The sequence below is a fragment of the Pseudomonas sp. GCM10022186 genome, from assembly GCF_042656385.1.
In the GTDB taxonomy this organism is placed as follows: domain Bacteria; phylum Pseudomonadota; class Gammaproteobacteria; order Pseudomonadales; family Pseudomonadaceae; genus Metapseudomonas.
This window is the reverse complement of record NZ_JBHSOU010000078.1, coordinates 69349-86531: the sequence shown is the minus strand read 5'-3', so window position 1 is coordinate 86531 and position 17183 is coordinate 69349. Positions and strand designations below refer to the sequence as shown.

General features: G+C 67.2%; 15 protein-coding genes. 9 read left to right on the top strand and 6 right to left on the bottom strand.

All coding sequences use genetic code 11. The features are described from left to right. Positions 1-153: 153 nt before the first annotated feature. Positions 154-2274 carry a TonB-dependent receptor gene (locus ACFPU0_RS29070; RefSeq protein ID WP_377696764.1) on the top strand — a complete coding sequence of 707 codons (2121 nt, stop codon included), beginning with the start codon at positions 154-156 and terminating at the stop codon, positions 2272-2274. A gap of 488 nt (positions 2275-2762) precedes the next feature. Here the strand turns inward: ACFPU0_RS29070 and ACFPU0_RS29065 are convergent, their stop codons facing one another. Beyond that, positions 2763-3332, bottom strand: a complete 570-nt coding sequence (locus tag ACFPU0_RS29065) for a tetratricopeptide repeat protein (RefSeq protein ID WP_377696763.1) — start codon at positions 3330-3332, stop codon at positions 2763-2765. Positions 3333-3472: 140 nt separating this feature from the next. Here ACFPU0_RS29065 and ACFPU0_RS29060 point away from each other — a divergent pair, with 140 nt between their 5' ends. From ACFPU0_RS29060 to ACFPU0_RS29045, 4 genes are all read left to right on the top strand, one after another. After that, positions 3473-4384, top strand: coding sequence for a LysR substrate-binding domain-containing protein (locus ACFPU0_RS29060; RefSeq protein WP_377696762.1), 912 nt, complete (start codon positions 3473-3475; stop codon positions 4382-4384). Between the two features lie 387 nt (positions 4385-4771). Next, positions 4772-6061 carry an NAD(P)/FAD-dependent oxidoreductase gene (locus tag ACFPU0_RS29055; RefSeq protein ID WP_377696761.1) on the top strand — a complete coding sequence of 430 codons (1290 nt, stop codon included), beginning with the start codon at positions 4772-4774 and terminating at the stop codon, positions 6059-6061. 76 nt (positions 6062-6137) lie between these two features. Beyond that, a complete protein-coding gene (locus ACFPU0_RS29050; protein WP_377696760.1) occupies positions 6138-6695 on the top strand; it encodes a helix-turn-helix domain-containing protein in 558 nt (185 codons plus the stop codon). Positions 6696-6720: 25 nt separating this feature from the next. Then, the gene (locus ACFPU0_RS29045) at positions 6721-8073 is read left to right on the top strand and encodes a glutamine synthetase family protein (protein WP_377696759.1); all 1353 of its coding nucleotides are present in this window, start codon (positions 6721-6723) and stop codon (positions 8071-8073) included. A gap of 145 nt (positions 8074-8218) precedes the next feature. On the opposite strand, the gene ACFPU0_RS29040 is transcribed toward ACFPU0_RS29045, so the two are convergent. After that, complete coding sequence (locus ACFPU0_RS29040) at positions 8219-9124, bottom strand: LysR family transcriptional regulator (protein ID WP_377696758.1); 906 nt, start codon at positions 9122-9124, stop codon at positions 8219-8221. 110 nt (positions 9125-9234) lie between these two features. Between ACFPU0_RS29040 and ACFPU0_RS29035 the strand changes: the two genes are divergently transcribed. From ACFPU0_RS29035 to ACFPU0_RS29025, 3 genes are all read left to right on the top strand, one after another. Beyond that, positions 9235-10317: a polyamine ABC transporter substrate-binding protein gene (locus ACFPU0_RS29035; RefSeq protein WP_377696757.1), complete on the top strand. Its 1083-nt coding sequence runs from the start codon at positions 9235-9237 to the stop codon at positions 10315-10317. 64 nt (positions 10318-10381) lie between these two features. Continuing rightward, on the top strand, positions 10382-11344 hold the full coding sequence (gene speB / locus ACFPU0_RS29030; protein ID WP_377696756.1) for an agmatinase: 963 nt from the start codon (positions 10382-10384) through the stop codon (positions 11342-11344). Between the two features lie 273 nt (positions 11345-11617). Then, entirely contained in the window at positions 11618-11776 is a 159-nt protein-coding gene (locus ACFPU0_RS29025) for a YqaE/Pmp3 family membrane protein (protein WP_003084988.1), read from the top strand. 113 nt (positions 11777-11889) lie between these two features. On the opposite strand, the gene ACFPU0_RS29020 is transcribed toward ACFPU0_RS29025, so the two are convergent. Then, entirely contained in the window at positions 11890-12738 is an 849-nt protein-coding gene (locus tag ACFPU0_RS29020; protein WP_377696755.1) for an EamA family transporter, read from the bottom strand. A 111-nt stretch (positions 12739-12849) separates the two neighbouring features. Here ACFPU0_RS29020 and ACFPU0_RS29015 point away from each other — a divergent pair, with 111 nt between their 5' ends. Beyond that, positions 12850-13731, top strand: a complete 882-nt coding sequence (locus ACFPU0_RS29015) for a LysR substrate-binding domain-containing protein (RefSeq protein WP_377696754.1) — start codon at positions 12850-12852, stop codon at positions 13729-13731. Here the strand turns inward: ACFPU0_RS29015 and ACFPU0_RS29010 are convergent. The 3 genes from ACFPU0_RS29010 to ACFPU0_RS29000 are packed head-to-tail and all read right to left on the bottom strand — an operon-like array spanning position 13709 to position 17111. Continuing rightward, positions 13709-14410, bottom strand: a complete 702-nt coding sequence (locus ACFPU0_RS29010; RefSeq protein ID WP_377696753.1) for a flavin reductase family protein — start codon at positions 14408-14410, stop codon at positions 13709-13711. The genes ACFPU0_RS29015 and ACFPU0_RS29010 overlap by 23 nt on opposite strands. Next, positions 14404-15918, bottom strand: coding sequence for an amidohydrolase family protein (locus ACFPU0_RS29005; RefSeq protein WP_377696752.1), 1515 nt, complete (start codon positions 15916-15918; stop codon positions 14404-14406). Before ACFPU0_RS29005 ends, ACFPU0_RS29010 begins: the two co-directional genes overlap by 7 nt. Next, positions 15915-17111: an amidohydrolase family protein gene (locus tag ACFPU0_RS29000; RefSeq protein ID WP_377696751.1), complete on the bottom strand. Its 1197-nt coding sequence runs from the start codon at positions 17109-17111 to the stop codon at positions 15915-15917. Before ACFPU0_RS29000 ends, ACFPU0_RS29005 begins: the two co-directional genes overlap by 4 nt. Positions 17112-17183 lie beyond the last annotated feature (72 nt).

Sequence of the window (17183 nt, the reverse complement as noted above, 5' to 3'; positions counted from 1 at the left end):
GGCGGGGAAGATTCACTTTCACCGTTACTGCACTGATGCCCCTGGCCCGCTATTCATGAAGTGGGCCAAATTTGTTGAAGCGAATCATTTACGTTTGCTTTACAAATGCTAATTGTTACCATTTGTTCCTTATCTGATAACAAGGAGCTCGTGGTGGCAAAAAAGCGTATTGCTCAGGCATCTCTGCCGATGCTGGGCCTGTTGGTAATTCCCGCTGTTCAGGCTGAAACCAAGGAAGCACTGGCCGTACCGGCAACGTCGGTCACCAGTTCCTATGAGCAACAAAGCTACAAGGCCACCGAGAGCCGCAGCGCGCTGAAGATCGATGCGCCCCTGCGTGACATCCCGCAAACGGTCAACGTGGTGCCCGAGAGCGTGATCAAGGACCAGGGCGCCCAGTCCATGGAAGACGTGCTGAAGAACGTGCCCGGCGTCGGCCTCTCCAACGGCGACGGCCAGCGCGACCAGGTCACCATCCGTGGCTTCAGCGCCATTGGCGACATGTTCGTCGATGGCGTTCGCGATGACGCCCTCTACTTCCGCGACCTCTCCAACATCGAGCGCGTCGAGGTGATCAAGGGCCCGGCCGCCGTGCTCTACGGCCGTGGTTCCTCCGGCGGCCTGATCAACAGCGTGAGCAAGAAGCCCGGCTTCGATCCCAAGCGCGAAGTCGGCGTCAGCTTCGACAGCGAAGGCAAGCGCCGCACCCAGTTCGATACCGGCTGGGCCGATGAGCAGCAGCGCGACAAGGCGTTTCGCGTCACCGGCGCCTTCGAGGACAGCGACACTTTCCGCGACGACGGCTACATCGACCGCAAGGCCATCGCGCCATCGGCCTACTTCCGCCTGTCCGACGACCTTGAGCTGAACCTGGGGGCCACCTACCTCTACGACAAGCGCCTGATCGATTTCGGCATCCCCGCCCTCGGCGATCGCCCGGTCCATGTCGACCGCGAGAAGCGCTTCGGCTCCGGCAACCCGGACCAGGACTACGTCCGCAGCGAGGTGTTCTCCTTCACCGCCGCCCTGGACTACCGGATCAACGATGATCTGACCCTGACCAACACCACCCGCTACTACCACTACGACCTGGACCGCAACAACACCCTGGCCGACAGCAGCGCGACCCGCTTCGTCACTGCGCCCAACGGCGAACTGCTGGTGAAGCTGAACCGCGGCAACGTGGCGCGCGATGAGTACGGTGTGTTCAACCAGACCGACCTGAAGCAGCAACTCCAGGTGGCGGGCATGCAGCACAACCTGCTCTACGGCATGGAGCTGGGTTACCAGGACAAGTACCAGCGGACGTTCAACCAGAACAACGTGGCCCAGGTGCCGGTCTATCGCGATGCCTTGGTGCCGGTGCCGGAGCACGCCAGCACCCTGAGCGCCAAGGGCACCAACTACCAGGAAACCGCCGGTTTCTACGTGCAGGACCTGATCGAACTGAGTTCCCAGTGGAAGGCGCTGCTCGGCGTGCGCTACGACATCTACGGCCAGGAGTTCGACGACAAGCGCGTGCAGAACGTCGACCTCGACCGTACCGACAAGACCTGGAGCCCGCGCGCCGGCCTGGTGTTCCAGCCGGATCAGGTGCAGTCGTACTACGTCTCGGTCAGCCGCAGCTTCCAGCCCTCGGGTGAAGTGTTCCAACTCAGTCCGGCAATCGAGAATCTGGAGCCGGAAGAGACCACCAACTACGAGCTGGGCGCCAAGTGGGACCTGCTGGACAGCCGTCTCTCGGTGACCGCCGCGGTGTTCCGCCTCGAGCGCACCAACATGAAGACCACTGACCCGGCGACCAGCCTGACGGTGCTGGCCGGCGAGCAGCGTACCGATGGCTTCGAGGCCACCTTCAGCGGCCAGCTCACCGACAAGTGGCAGGTCTACGGCGGCTACGCCTACCTGGATGCGGAAATCACCAAGTCCACCAACAAGACCAACGGCGTGCCCAACAAAGGCCAGGTGCCGACCCTGACCCCGCGCAACAGTGCCAACCTCTGGGTCGTGCGTTCCCTGACCCCGGAATGGCGTGTCGGCGCCGGCGCCAACTATGTGGATGATCGCTTCACCGCCCTGGACAACAAGGTGGTGATGCCCAGCTACACCACCTTCGATGCCGCGCTGTTCTACAGCGTGCCGCAATGGGATGCGGCCTTGCGCCTGAAGAACGCCTTCGACCGCGATTACTACGCCTCGGCCCATGGCTCGGTGGACCTGATCACCCCCGGCGCTCCGCGCACACTGGAGCTTAGCGCCAACTACCGGTTCTGATCCCCGCCGCAACGCAAACGCCCGGCCAGTGCCGGGCGTTTGCGTATCCGGAACTAGCTCCGGGCTTGGCGCGATCTGTAGAAGGAGCGAATTCATTTGAACTTGGGAAACCACGTCCTTGGGACGTGGTCATGAGTCAGCGGCTCTGCCTGTGACGATTCGAATGTCCGGGCTAGCGGTAGGGTGCGCCTGCGCACCGGCGGTTTGACGTGGTGCCGAAGCCGATCCCGGAATCGGTGCGCGCAGCGCACCCTAGGGTCCAGGCCAGGCGAAAGGGGGCGGTCTTGTGCACGGGGAGGATTCGCCCCCTTCCAGGGGGCCAAAAGCAAGTCCAGGTTCTACGAACGTGGATGTTTACTTGTAGGGGCGAATTCATTCGCCAAGCAGGCCGCAGGTCTGCCCTGCAAAGGCCAGGAGGGGCAGCTGCGCTGCCCTTGGCGAATGAATTCGCCCCTACAGGCGGAGGCCACCGGTGCAGGGCCCTGCAATCAGTTCATCGGCAACCGCTTCAACGCCTCGCAACTCGCCGCGTACTGCTTGTCGCAGGCGCTCTGGAACAGGGCGCGTGCCTGGTAGAGGTCGCGCTGCAGGCCTTCGGCACCCTGGGCGTACATGCTGCCGAGCACGTGCTGGGCCATGGCGTTGCCGGCGGCGGCGGACTGGCCGAGGTACTTGTGCATGGCGCGCTGGTCGGCGAAGGCCGGATCGGCGCGACCGGTGTAGAGGAAGGCCAGGCTGAACGCCGACTGGGAATGGCCCTTGTCGGCGGCCTGCTTCCACCAGTACTCGGCCTGCTTCAGGTCCTTCTGTGGTTTGCCGACGAAGTACAGGCTGCCGAGCTGGTATTGGCTATCGAGATCGCCGCGCATGGCCTGCTGGCGAACCCGCTCGAACTCGCGGCTCTCCTGGTCTTGCGGGGTAGTGGTGGCCGGGGCCTGGGGCTGCTGCCCGGCAGGCGGCGCGGCGGGTTGCTGCTGTTCCTGCTGCTGGGCGCAGGCCCCGAGCAGGGCGAGCAGGGCGATGCAGGAGAGGCGCGGCAAGGCGCGTTGGGTGGGCATGGGCTGATCTCTTCAAGGCAGAACAGGGAGGAGGGTAGTTGCATCAGCCTGCTGCGTCACCCGCAGGGCGGCGATTCCGTCGCTCGACTCATGCTGCAAAGGCGGGTATCAAGGCGGGAGTACTTGCCCTGGAGTCACGAATGAAAACCACCCTGGACGAGCTGCAGGCCTTCACCACCGTGGTCGACACCGGCTCCATCACCGCCGCCGCCGAGCAACTGGCGCAGACAGCCTCGGGGGTCAGCCGCGCCTTGGGCCGGCTGGAGGACAAGCTCGACGTCACCTTGCTGCGCCGCACTACCCGGCGCCTGGAGCTGACCGAAGAGGGCGAGGCCTTCCTCACCCAGGCGCGGCGCATCCTCGCCCAGGTGGAAGAGGCCGAGGAGCAGATGGCCCTGCGCCGGCAGAAGCCTGCCGGACGCCTGCGGGTCAATGCCGCCTCGCCCTTCATGCTGCATATGCTGGTGCCGCTGGTGGTGGGCTTTCGCGAGCGCTACCCGGAGATCGAGCTGGAGCTGCACAGCAGCGACCAGATCATCGACCTGATCGAGCAGCGCACCGATATCGCCATCCGCATCGGCACCCTGCGCGATTCCACCCTGCATGCCCGGCCGCTCGGCAGCAGTCGTATCCGCGTGCTGGCAAGCCCCGCCTACCTCGAGGCCCGGGGCACGCCGGGAAAGGTGGAGGAACTGCAGGGCCATGGGCTGCTCGGTTTCACCCAGCCGGAAAGCCTCAACCACTGGCCGCTGCGCCATGCCCAGGGCGACAGCCTGCAGATCGAACCTTCGATCAAGGCCTCCAGCGGTGAAACCCTGCGCCAGCTGGCGCTGACCGGCGCCGGCATCGTCTGCCTGTCCGACTTCATGACCCAGGAAGATCGCGCCAGGGGCGACCTGGTGCAGGTCCTGGCCGCCGACACCCTGGAAGTGCGCCAGCCGATCAACGCCGTGTACTACCGCAACACCGCACTGGCCTCGCGCATTGCCTGCTTCCTCGACTACGTGGCGGGACGCCTGAAGGAGCAGGAGTGGGCGCAACGCACGAGCTGATTCTGTGGGGGCGAATTCATTCGCTGAGCAGTCCGAAGGACTGCCCGCCCTTGTGGGAGCGAAATTATTCGCGAAACGAGGCCGGCGCTGAGCTGCCTGGAATTTCCCTCACCCCCAACCCCTCTCCCAGAGGGAGAGGGGAGCTTGTCCGTGCCAGCGAAATGTCCCGCGCTCGGGGTCAACCCTGTAGGGGCGAATTCATTCGCCAAGCAGCCCGCAGGGCTGCCCGCCTGTATGTAATTTTCGTCGCCCTGCCTGGCTGTTGGTCAGTAAACACGGCGCTCACTTCTGTTTTTTGTTGCTTATTTCAAACACACTGCTTGGCTTGGTGAATTCTATCGTGTAAATTTTCATGAAATTACTAATTGGAAATTTCACGAGGCTCCCATGTTCAAGCAGTCCGCCCAGCATGTCGGCACCTATTACGCCGGAACCTATCCCGGCAGCATCCCGCTGCGCCCGACCCAGGTGGGCAGCGAGGACACCGATGTGCTGATCATCGGTGCCGGCTTCAGCGGCCTGCATACCGGCCTGCGCCTGGCGCTGGCGGGCAAGCGGGTGACCCTGCTGGAAGCCAGCCGGGTGGCGTGGGCGGCCTCGGGGCGCAATGGCGGGCAAGCCCTGCTGGGCTGGTCCTGCGACATGCCCCCGCTGGAGAAGGCTCTGGGCCTGGAGCGCACCCGCCGCCTCTGGGACAGCATGCGCTGGGCCGCCGAGGAGGTGCGCGAGCTGCCGGGTCGTCACGGCTTCGATGTGGATTATCGCGTCGGCAGCCTCTGGACCGCGGTGCAGGAGCGCCGCGTGAAGATGCTGGAGGAGGCCCAGGAAGACGCCATCCACAAATGGGGCTACGACAGGATGCGCCTGATCGGCCGCGACGAGTTGCCCGAGTGGATCGCCAGCCCGCGCTACCAGGCCGCGCTCTACGACCCGGAAGCCGCCCACCTCAATCCGCTCAAGCTGGCCCAGGGCCTGGCCGGCGCCATCGAGGCCGCCGGCGGGCGCATCTACGAGCAGAGCCAGGTGCTGGAGTACCGCCAGACCGCGACCGGCTATGTGGCCCGCACCGCCAAGGGCGAAGTGCGCGGCGAGGTGCTGGTGCTGGCCTGCAACGCCTATGTCGACCGCCTCGACCGCCAGCTCTCCGGCCGCCTGCTGCCGGTGGGTTCCTACCAGGTGGCCACCGCGCCGCTGGACCCGGAACTGGCGCGCTCGCTGCTGCCGAAGAACAGCTGCGTGATCGACAACCAGTTCGTACCCGACTACTTCCGCCTCACCCCCGACCACCGCCTGCTGTTCGGCGGCGGCTGCACCTACCTGGGCGGCCTGCCCAAGGACGTGCCGGCGGCCATCCGCCCCTACCTGGAGCGGGTCTTCCCGCAGCTCGAGGGCGTGGAGATCGAGTTCGGCTGGGGCGGCCATATCGACGTCAGCATGAAGCGCACCCCGGACATCGGTCGCAGCGGCCAGCGCTACTGGCTGCAGGGCTTCTCCGGCCACGGCGTGCTGCCCACCCTGGCCGGCGCCAAGGCGGTGGCCGACGCCATCCTCGGCAACGACGAACTGCTGGATCTCTACCAGGCCATCGGCAACCCGCGCTTCCCGGGCGGCTCGCTGCTGGCCGCGCCGCTCGAAGCGGCGGGCAAGGCCTATTACCGACTGCGCGATGTGATCTGATTGCCCGGTGCGGGGGACAATGCCCTCTCCCCCGGCCCCTCTCCCTGAAGGGAGAGGGGAGACTCAAGGAGAACCCATGGACAAGCAAGACGAAATCGAAGGCCTCGCGATCCTGATTCGCGACCTGCGCAAGCACAAGAACGTGACCCTGGGCGACCTCGCCACGCGCATCGACCGCTCGGTGGGCTTCCTCTCCCAGGTGGAGCGCGGCCTGTCGCGCCCGACCGTGGCCGACCTCACCGCCATCAGCGAAGCCCTGGGCGTGCCCACCACCTACTTCTACAGCCTGAGCAAGCCCCGCGGGACACCCTGGGTGACCCGCCCCGGCGAGCGCCGCACCCTGTATTACGCCGGCGGCATCACCGACGTGCTGGCCTCGCCGACCATGTCCGGCGGCTTCTCCATGCTGGAGAGCCTCCTGGCGCCCGGGGCCACCAGCGGCGAGGGCCACCTGGACGACAGCTCCGAGCAGGGCGGCTTCGTGCTCGAAGGCGAGTTGACGCTGTGGTACGGCGATGACGACGCGCCCGTGACCCTCTACCCCAACGACAGCTTCCAGCTGCCGCCCCACGCCCAGTTCCGTTACGCCAATCTTTCCGACAAACCGACGCGGGTGCTTTGGGTCTTCACCTGAAGCGAGAACCCGCAGGACCGCAGTGATGACAACAACAAGCCAGTACCCCGACCTGCTCAGTGAAGTGCGTGCCTTCCGCGCCCAGTACCCGGAAATCCGCTACGTCGACCTGATCTGCCTGGACCTCCCAGGACACTTCTACGGCAAGCGCTACCCCGTGGACATGCTGGAGAAGGTGGCCGCCGGCAGCCCGCTGAAGCTGCCGCAGAACTGCGTGCTGCTGGGCACCCAGGGCGGGCTCTACCCCATCGGCGACTACTGCTTCGCCGACGGCGACCCGGACGCACCGCGGCGCCTGGTGCCCGGCACCCTCAAGCCGGTGCGCTGGGAGAAGGAGCTCCTGGGGCAGATGCTGATCACCTCCGACGGCACCGAGGCGCCCATCGAGTTCGAGCCCCGCGAAGTGCTGGCCCGCGTGCTGCAACGCCTGGAAAAGCGCGGCATCCGCCCGGTGGTGGCCTTCGAGCTGGAGTTCTACCTGTTCGACCGCAAGCTCAAGAATGGCCTGCCGCAATTCCCCCGCGACCCGCTCTGCGAGGACGAGGACGACCAGCCGAACATGCACATCGAACGCCTGTCGCGCTTCTCCGACGTGCTGCATGAAATGGTCGAGGCGGCCAATGAGCAGGGCGTCGCTGCCAACGTCATCACCGCCGAACTCGGCCCGGGCCAGTTCGAGATCAACTTCGGCCACTGCGACGACGGCCTCAAGGCCGCCGACTGGGCCGCCCTGTTCTGCCGCAGCACTCGTGGCGTGGCGCTCAAGCACGGCCAGCGCGCCAGCTTCATGAGCAAGCCCTACCTGCACGCGCCGGGCAGCGGCATGCACGTGCACGTCAGCCTCTATGACCGGGACGGCAACAACCTGCTGGCCGCCGACCACCAGCGTCCGCTGCGCCACGCCGTGGCCGGCTGCCTCGACCTGCTGCCCCACTGCATGCCGATCTTCGCCGCCAACCACAACGCCTTCCGCCGCTACGGCGCCATGGTCAACGCCGCCAGCCGCGCCAGCTGGGGTTTCGAGGACCGCGATGCGTGCATCCGCATCCCCGAGTCCGACGGCCGCAACCTGCGCATCGAGCACCGCCTGGCCGGCGCCGACGCCAACCCCTACCTGGTGCTGGCGGCCATCCTCACCGGCATGGAACACGGCCTGGACGCCGCCCGCGAACCCATAGCGCCACTGAACGACGACCGCGGGAGCGGCATCGATTTTCCCAAGGACATGCTCACCGCCGTCGCCGCCATGCGCCACCATCCGGCGGTGAACCACGGCCTGGGCAGCGAGTTCGTGATGGTCTACTGCGAGAACAAGCGCCAGGAGTACCTGGACTTCATGAACGAGGTGAGCGCGCGGGAGTACCGCTGGTACATGTGAGGGGAGCTGGAAGCCGGAAGCTGGAAGCTGGAAGTCGGCCCCCGGTGCGCACAGCGCACCCTGGCCCGGATGAAATCCGGGAGCGATGGTGGGTTTATCCCTCGGCTTCCAGCTTCCAGCTTCCAGCTTCCGGCTTCCTAGCTTCCTAGCTTCCAGCCCCGCCGAAGGCGGCCCTCAGATCCTCCACGAACGCCACCTGCGCCTCGCTCAGCTGCCGCCCGCGGTGCGTCGTGAGGTGGAACTGCACGCGGTATCCCGTCTCCTCCGGTAGCAAGGAGCGCAATTGCCCGGCGGCTTCCCAGGGCGCGGCGATATGTTCCGGCAGGTAGCCGATATGCGCCCCGGACAGCACGAACGCCAGGCTGCATTCCACCTGCTCCGTGCGGGCGCTGCTGGGGCCGCTGGCGAAGGGTTGCCGCGCTTCCTCGAAGCGATAGGGATGCTGCACCAGGTCGCAGCCGGCGAGGTCCTCCAGGCCGACCTCGGCACGCTCGAAAAGCGGATGGCCAATAGCGCAGAACAGCCGCTGCCGTTCGCTGAACAAGGGTTGGTAATCCAGCGCCGCCTGGCCACGGGAGAAGTAACCGATGGCCAGGTGCAGCTGGTCCTGCAACAGGCGCCGCTCCAGCTCGGCGGGCATGGCGCTGATCAGCTCGAACTGCACCGCCTGGTTGCGCCGGCGGAAGCGCCCGATGGCCGCGCCCAGGCGTTGCAGCACCTGGTTGTCCAGCGCTTCCGAGAGGCCGATGCGCAGCTCGCCCAGCAGCATGTCGGCCATGCCCCGGGCCTCGCCCTTGAAGGTCTCGATGGCACCGAACAACCTGCGCGTGGCGGCCAGCACCTGCTCGCCCTTGGGCGTCAGGCGGAATCCCGCCTTGCCGCGCTCGCAGAGGCGGAAGCCCAGGCGCGTCTCCAGCTTGGCCATCTGCGTGCTGATGGTGGACTGGCCGATGCCCAGTTCGCCCTGGGCGGCGCTGAAGCCGCCGCTTTCCACCACGGTGACGAAGATACGCAGCAGTTGCAGGTCGAGGTCGTGGAGCTGGCTGAGCATGGTGGCACCAAACATTGATGGCGATAGATGCCAAAGTAGAACACTTCATATTTATTCAAAGCAAAGCCCGGCGCAGCATGGTTCCACCTGCAATCCCCCAGGAGCCCATCATGCGTTTCCCCCTGCTGCTTGCCGCCCTGTTCGCCTGCGCCTTGCCGGTGCAGGCCGAAGACAAGGCGCTGAACCTCTACAGCTGGTCCGCCTATATCCCCGAGAAGGCCCTGCAAGGCTTCAAGGCGCAGAGCGGCATCGAAGTGAAATACGACATCTTCGACAGCGCCGAGGCCCTGGACGCCAAGCTGCTCACCGGCGGCAGCGGCTATGACGTGGTCTTCCCCGCCAGCAGCGGCCTGGCCCGCGCCATCCAGGCCCGCGCGGTGCAGCCGCTGCAGCGCGAGCGGCTGAAGAACTTCGCCAACCTCGACCCCGAGCTGCTGGCCAAGCTGGCCACGGTCGATCCCGGCAACCGCTTCGGCGTGCCCTACACCTGGGGCACCGTGGGCCTCGGGATCAACAAGGATGCGGTGACCCAGCGCATTCCCGATGCGCCGCTGAACAGCCTCGACCTGCTGTTCAAGCCCGAGTACGCCAGCCGTCTGAAGGACTGCGGCATCGCCGTGATCGACTCGCCCCAGGAGGTGATCAGCATCGCCCTGCACTACCTCGGCAAGGACCCCTACAGCACCGACAAGGCCGACCTCAAGGCGGTGCAGGAACTCTTCGCCCGGCTGCAGCCGAACGTCCGCTACGTCGGCGCCGGCAAGCACATCAACGACCTGGCCAAGGGCGAGATCTGCCTGGCCCTGACCTACAACGGCGACGCCGCCATCGCCGCCGACCAGGCGCGCCAGGCGCAGATGCCCTTCGAGCTGATCTACCGCATCCCCCGCGAGGGCACGCTGATCTGGTTCGACACCATGGTGATCCCCGCCGACGCGCCGCACCCCGGGGCCGCCCACGCTTTCATCGACTACATGCTGCGCCCCGAGGCCATCGCCGAACTGACCAACAGCCAGTTCTTCGCCAACGCCAACCAGGCCGCCAAGCCGCTGCTGGCGCCCGAGGTGGCCGGCGACCCGGACATCTACCCGAGCGCGGAGGTGCGCGAGCGCCTGTTCGGCGAGCAGATCCAGAGCCTCAAGGACCAGCGCGCGCGCACCCGCCTCTGGACCAGTTTCCGTACCCAGTACTGAGACCCTCTCCCCCGGCCCCTCTCCCTGAAAGGGAGAGGGGAGACAATCAATGGAGCCCGATGAGATGGAACACGCCTTCGACAACGACCAGGCCATCACCCGCGACAGCCTCTATGGCACCGCCGCCGAACCCACCTATGCCGGCATCACCAGCTTCATGCGCCGCCGCTACAGCCGCGACCTGCGCGGTGTCGACCTGGTGGTGAGCGGCGTGCCCTTCGACACCGCCACCACCAACCGCCCCGGCAGCCGCTTCGGACCGCGCGCCATCCGCGCCGCCTCGGTGCAGATGGCCTGGGCCCGCCACTACCCCTGGGAGTTCGACCCCTTCGACCACCTGGCGGTGGTCGACTACGGCGACTGCGCCTTCGACCATGGCGTGCCGCAGCAGACCCCGGAGCTGATCCAGGCCCACGCCGCGCGCATCCTCGAAGCCGGCGCCGCCATGCTCACCCTGGGCGGCGACCACTTCATCAGCTACCCGCTGCTGAAAGCCCACGCGGCCAAGCACGGCCCGCTGTCGCTGATCCATTTCGACGCCCACAGCGACACCTGGCCGGACGAGGATGTGCAGCGCATCGACCACGGCACCATGTTCTTCCACGCCGCCCGCGAGGGCCTGGTGGACCCGTCGCGCTCGGTGCAGGTGGGCCTGCGCACCACCAATGACGACGTGATGGGCTTCCAGGTGCTGGACGCCCGCGAGGTACACCGCCACACGCCCGAGCAGATCGCCGAACGGATTCGCGCGCGAGTGGGGGATAACCCGGTGTACCTGACCTTCGACATCGACTGCCTCGACCCCGCCTTCGCCCCCGGCACCGGCACCCCGGTGTGCGGCGGCCTCTCCAGTCACCAGGCGCTGGAAATCCTCCGTGGCTTGCGCGGCATCAACCTGGTTGGCATGGACGTGGTGGAAATGGCACCGCCCTACGACAACGCCGAAGTCACCGCCCTGGCCGGCGCCACCCTGGCGATGGAGATGGTCTGCCTGTATGCGGCGCGGCATAAGTTGGGGATGAGGTAGCGGATATCTCCCCTCTCCCTCTGGGAGAGGGGCCGGGGGTGAGGGAAATCCGACGAAGACCACCGCCTTGGCGTTCTGGCTGATGTTGATGAAGCCGCCGGCGTCGTAGAAATCGAACTGGTAGGGCCGGTCGAGGTCTTCGCTGGCGATAGGCATGGCAGGAGCATCCGGCTGAAACATCAGGCAGCGATTATGGCGGGGCGCTGCATTGAACGCTTAGTCTGCAGGAATGTCGGTAACTGGGCAGACGATCTTTCCCACAAGGAGCTTCATATGGACCTGATCCGCATCCTCATCGCCATCCTCCTGCCGCCGCTGGGCGTGTTCCTCCAGGTCGGCTTCGGCGGCGCCTTCTGGCTGAACATCCTGCTCACCCTGCTGGGCTACATCCCCGGCATCGTCCACGCGGTGTACATCATCGCCAAGCGCTGACAGCGGTACGGCCCCGTAGGTTGGCGCCGAGCCTGCGAGGCCCAGCACGCGGGATCGATGCCCGGATCGTTGGGCTTCGCTGCGCTCAGCGCCAACCTACGACGAGCGCGGCCTCAATCCACCATCTTGATCAGCAGGATGCCGGCGGTGACCACGCAGGCGGCGAGGATGCGGCGGATGCCGAAGGGTTCCTTGAACACCAGGCTGGCGATGACGGCGGCGATGATCACGCTGCTTTCGCGCAGGGCGGCGACCTTGGCCACGTTGTCCAGGGTCATGGCGAACAGCACCAGGCCGTAGGCCACGCAGTAGTTGAAGCCGCCGAACAGGCCGATGCGCCAGTTGTCGCGGGCGAAGCGCAGCACCAGAGGGCCCCGGCGCAGCCAGGCCAGCACGGGAATGGTCATGCTCTGCATCAGGGTCAGGTAGACCACGAACTGCAGCACGCTGTCGGCGCGGCGCACGCCCTGGGCGTCGATCAGGGTGTAGAGCGCCACCCCGGCGCCGGCCAGCGCGGCATAGCCCAGGGCCTTGAGCGCATGGGACTCCAGGCGGGTGGACAGCAGGCTGAGGATGCCGGCGGAGATCAGCACGATGCCCATCAGCATGGCGCCGGACAGCTGCTCGCCGAACACCAGCCCCGCAGCGAGCGCCACCAGCAGCGGCGGCAGGCCGCGCACCACCGGGTAGACTTGGCCGAAATCGCCATGGTGGTAGGCGCGGATCAGCAGCAGGCGGTAGAGGGTGTTGACCAGAACGGAGAGTCCGATCAGCCCCCAGACTACCAGTGGCGGCGGGCTTACCAGCGGCAGCAGGGCGATGCTGAAGCAGAAGGCCACGCCGTCCACCAGCGCCATCGATGACAGGCGGTCGCTGCCGGACTTGATCACCGCGTTCCAGCTGGCGTGCATCAGCGCGGACAGCAGGACCACCGCAGTGGCGAGGTCGGTATCGGTGAACACGGGCAGCTCCGGCGGCGGTGGGACGGGGAGTGGCTAGGGTGCGGGTTCATCGATCCATCATTCAAATCGTTTATCGTTATCCGTCGAATAAGTCTTACTGATGGAATGGCCATGAATCTCTTCCAGCTGCGCGCCTTCGATGCGGTGGTCCGCGAGGGCAGCTTCACCCGTGCCGCCGAGCGCCTGTGCATCAGCCAGCCGGCGGTGACCGGGCATATCAAGGCGCTGGAGGAGCATTACCAGGTACGCCTGCTGCGCCGCTCCGCGCGGCAGGTGGAGCCCACCGAACTGGGCCGGCGCCTGGCTGCCATCAGCCACCAGCTGTTCGCCCTGGCCGAGCAGGCCGAGGACCTGCTGGACACCAGCCAGGCCCTGGAAGCCGGCCGCCTCGACCTGGCCGCCGACAGCCCGCACCTGGTGATGCCGCTGCTGGCGCGGATGCGCGAACGCTATCCCGGGGTGACCATCAACCTGCGCCTGGGCAATACCCAGGAAACCCTCACCGCGTTGAATGGCGAACGGGTCGACCTGGCCCTGGTCAGCGACATGAGCGAACGCCCCGGCCTGCGCCTGCAGCCCATCGGCGAGGCGCGGCTGTGCCTGCTGCTGCCGGCGGCGCATCCGTGGCTCGGCACGCGCCAGGAGGTGGCCCTGCACGAGTTGCGCGATCAGGTGCTGCTGCAACGCGAGCCCGCTTCCCTGACCCGCCGCACCTTCGAGAAGGCCTGCGGCGAGCAGGGCCTGGAACTGCGCGCGGCGCTGGAGCTGAACAGCCGCGAGGCGGTGATCGAGGCGGTCGCCGCCGGGCTGGGGCTGAGCATCGTCTACTCCCTGGAAGTGCCGCGCGATCCGCGCGTGGCGGCCCTGCCGCTGGCGGGCGAAGGGCTGGTGAGCCGGCACTACCTGGCGTGTCTGGAGAGCTATGCGGAGCTGCGCGTGGTGAGGGCGTTCTTCGAGGTGGCCGGCACCCTCACCCCCAGCCCCTCTCCCTGAAGGGAGAGGGGCTGGGGGAGAGGGCCGCGGGCCAAACCCTCTCCCCACCTCCCGGCTGCTCCCTCCATGCCTGCAACGAGCGCGTCGGCAGGTCGAAGTACTCCCGCGTACGCGCATAGCCATGCCCGCCCATGCGGCCGATGGCATCCAGGCCCAGCTGGTCGATGTAGAGGGTCTCGGGGTCGATCAGGTCGTCACGCACATGGGCCATCAGCACCTCGCCGAGGATGATCTCCCGCGACTGGCCGATGGACAGGCCCATCATCCGCCGGCATTCCAGGGCCACCGGCGCCTCGCCGATGCGCGGACAGCCGACGCGGGTGCCGGGCAGGGCGGTGAGGCCGGCGGCCACCAGTTCGTCGAAGCCCGGCTCGAAGGGCACGGCGCAGATGTTCATGGCTTCCACCAGGGCGTCGTTGACGATGTTCACGGTGAACTCCTGGTGCAGCAGGGCGTTGCGCGTGGTGTCCTTGGGGCTGAGGTCGGCGTGGTGTTCCACCCCCAGGGCGAGGATCGGCGGGTCGGCCGAAAGGGCGTTGAAGAAGCTGAAGGGCGCGGCGTTGGGCCGGCCTTCGGCGTCCATCGTAGTCACCAGGGCGATGGGCCGGGGCACCACGCTGCCGATGAGGATCTTGTACTTCTCGCGGGGGCTCAGGCGGGCGAAATCGAAGCTCAGCATGGTGTGTTCTCTTCAGAGGGGGCGCTGGCGAGGGTGCAGAGCGGGCGTTCGGCGCTCCAGGCGTCGGCGAAGGGAATGGCCGGCTGGAACAGGCCGCGCCAGTCGGGCCGGCCGAAGGCGCGGTCGGCGTGGCTCCGCATCAGCGTGTGGAACTGGCGCTGGGCCTGGCGCTGGAGGGTGGCGTAGTCGACGCCCTGCACCTGGCCGCCTTGCATCACGCAGCGGCCGTCGATCCAGCTGGCGATGCAGTCGTCGCCACGGCCAGCGAGGATCAGGTTCTTCAGCGGATCGAACAGCGGGCCCAGGTGCAGGCCGTCGAGGCTGAACACCGTGATATCGGCCTTGGCGCCAGGCGCTAGCCGGCCGAGGTCGTCTCGGCCCAGGGCCTTGGCGCCGCCGAGGGTGGCGGCGTTGTAGAAATCGAGGGCGCTGGTGCCGTGGCTGCCGCCCGCCTTGATGCGGGCGATGTTCAGGCCCTGGCGCATGTTGTCCAGCAGGTCCGCCGGCCAGGTGTCGGTGCCGAGGGCGAAGTTCACCCCGTGCTCCCGATAGCGGCCGAAGGAGTCCAGGGCCTCGCCGTCGCGGGCGAACACCACCGGGCAGTGCACCAGGCTGGCGCCGCTGGCGGCCAGGCGGGCGAGGTCGTCATCGCCCTCGATGTAGATGCCGTGGGGCAGCACGGCGCGTGGGCCGAGCAGCTCCAGCTCTTCCAGCCAGGCCAGCGGCGCCTTGCCGCGCAGGCGTTTGACCAGCGCGACTTCGCCGAGACCCTGGCAGCAATGCAGGCGCACTGGCGCATCCAGTTCGCGGGCGAGGGCGGCGGTGCGTTGCAGCAGGGCGGGGGTGCAGGTCTGGATGCGGTCGGGCAGCAGGGCGCCACGGATCAGCCCGCCGTGGGCGCCGTCGAAATCGCGGAAGTAACATTCGGCGGCATCCAGGCCGGCCAGGCCGCGGGCCTCGTTCCAATGTTCGGTGATGCCGCTGTCGCGCTGCACCACCTGCATGCCGCTCATGTAGCAGGGGCCGAGGTAGGTGCGCAGGCCCAGTTCGGCGGCCACGTCGGCCACGGCGGCGAATTCGTCGTAGGTCTCCGCCCACTCGCGGTAATACATGGAGGTGATCGGCATGGCCGTGGTGATGCCGTTGCGGATCAACTGGGTGAAGGCGTAGCGGTACTTGAAGACTTCATCAATGAAGCTGTAGCTCTCCTGCGGCCCGCGTTCGAGGTATTCGCGGGACCACAGGCGGCCCATGGCGAGTTCGTCGCCGTTGTCCAGGGTGAGCACGGTGGAGTCGAGGTCGCCCAGGGCGTCGAGGTCGATGAAGCCGGGGCCGAGCAGGGCGTTGCCGTAGTCGATCCACTGCTCCACCGGGCCGGGAAAGCCCCGGCCGACGAAGAGCACCCGCGCGCCTTCGATCACCACTTCGCCATCGCGCCAGAGCACATGGCGCGTGCCGTCGAAGCCGACCACGCAGCTCGCTTTCAGGCCGATGCGCGGCGCGCTCACAGGCGGCTCTCCAGCAGGCGGCCCTGGGTGGCGATCAGCTTGCCGGCGCGATAGACCTGGCGTTGCGGGCGCGCGACCACGGCTTCGCCGAGGCTTTGCGCGTCCATCAGCAGGAAGTCGGCGCGCTCGCCCATCGACAGGCCGTGGGCGGGCAGGCCCAGGGCCTTGGCGCCGTGCCGGCTGGCGGCGTCGAAGGCGGTGGCCAGCTCCTCGTCCTTGTTCAGGTCGAAGCGGAAGGCCAGGAGCATGGCGCGCTCCAGCATGTCGCCGTTGCCCATGGGCGACCAGGCATCGCGGATGCCGTCGGACCCCAGGCAGAGGTTCACGCCAGCCTCGTGCAGGGCGAGGAAGGGCGGCACGGCACAGTCGGCCGGTGCCGAGCTCATCAGCGAGATATCCAATGCAGCCAGACGTTCGGCCAGGGGTTTCACCTGGTTCCAGGGCGCCATGCCCAGGCAGTAGGCGTGGCTGATCATCACCCGGCCCTGGCGGTTGAAGCGCTCGGTGTAATCGGCGATGCGGGCGATCTGCCAGAGGCCCAGCTCGCCCTTGTCGTGCAGGTGGATGTCCACGCCGCGATCGAACTCGGCGGCGAGCTTGAAGACGAAATCGAGCTGGGCGATGGGGTCGTTGTCGATGCCGCAGGGGTCGAGGCCGCCGACGTTCTCCACGCCCAGGCCGAGGGCCTCGCGCATCAGCTCGGCGGTGCCGGGGCGGCTGACCAGGCCGGTCTGCGGGAAGACCACCAGCTCCAGGTCGATCAGGTCGCGGTAGCGCTCGCGCAGGGCCTGCATGGCCTCGACATGGCGCAGGCCGAATTCCGGGTCGATATCCACGTGGCAGCGCATGGTCAGGGAGCCACGGGCGATGCAGTTCTCCAGCAGCGCGCCGGCGCGCTCGGCGATGGGCGCGCTGACCTCGCGCAGCACGCGGCGCTCGTTGGCGATGTAGTCCTTCAGCGTCGGGCCGGCGCTGTTGGGCCGCCAGGGCTGGCCCCAGAGGGTCTTGTCCAGGTGGATATGGCTCTCCACCAGGGCGCAGGTCATCAGTTGGCCGGCGCCGTCGATGTCGCCGGCGGCGAGTGGCGCAGCGCTGGTCGGGCGGCGTTCGGCGAAGCGGCCGCGCTCGATGCGGAAGTCTTCGGCCGCGCCGCCGAAGGGGCGGACGTTGCGCAGCCAGCAGGTGTCGGTCATGGGGACCTCGTGTGCAGTCTTTCAGGGAGGTGGGGGACCGCTGCGCGGTCCTTGGCGAATGAATTCGCCCCC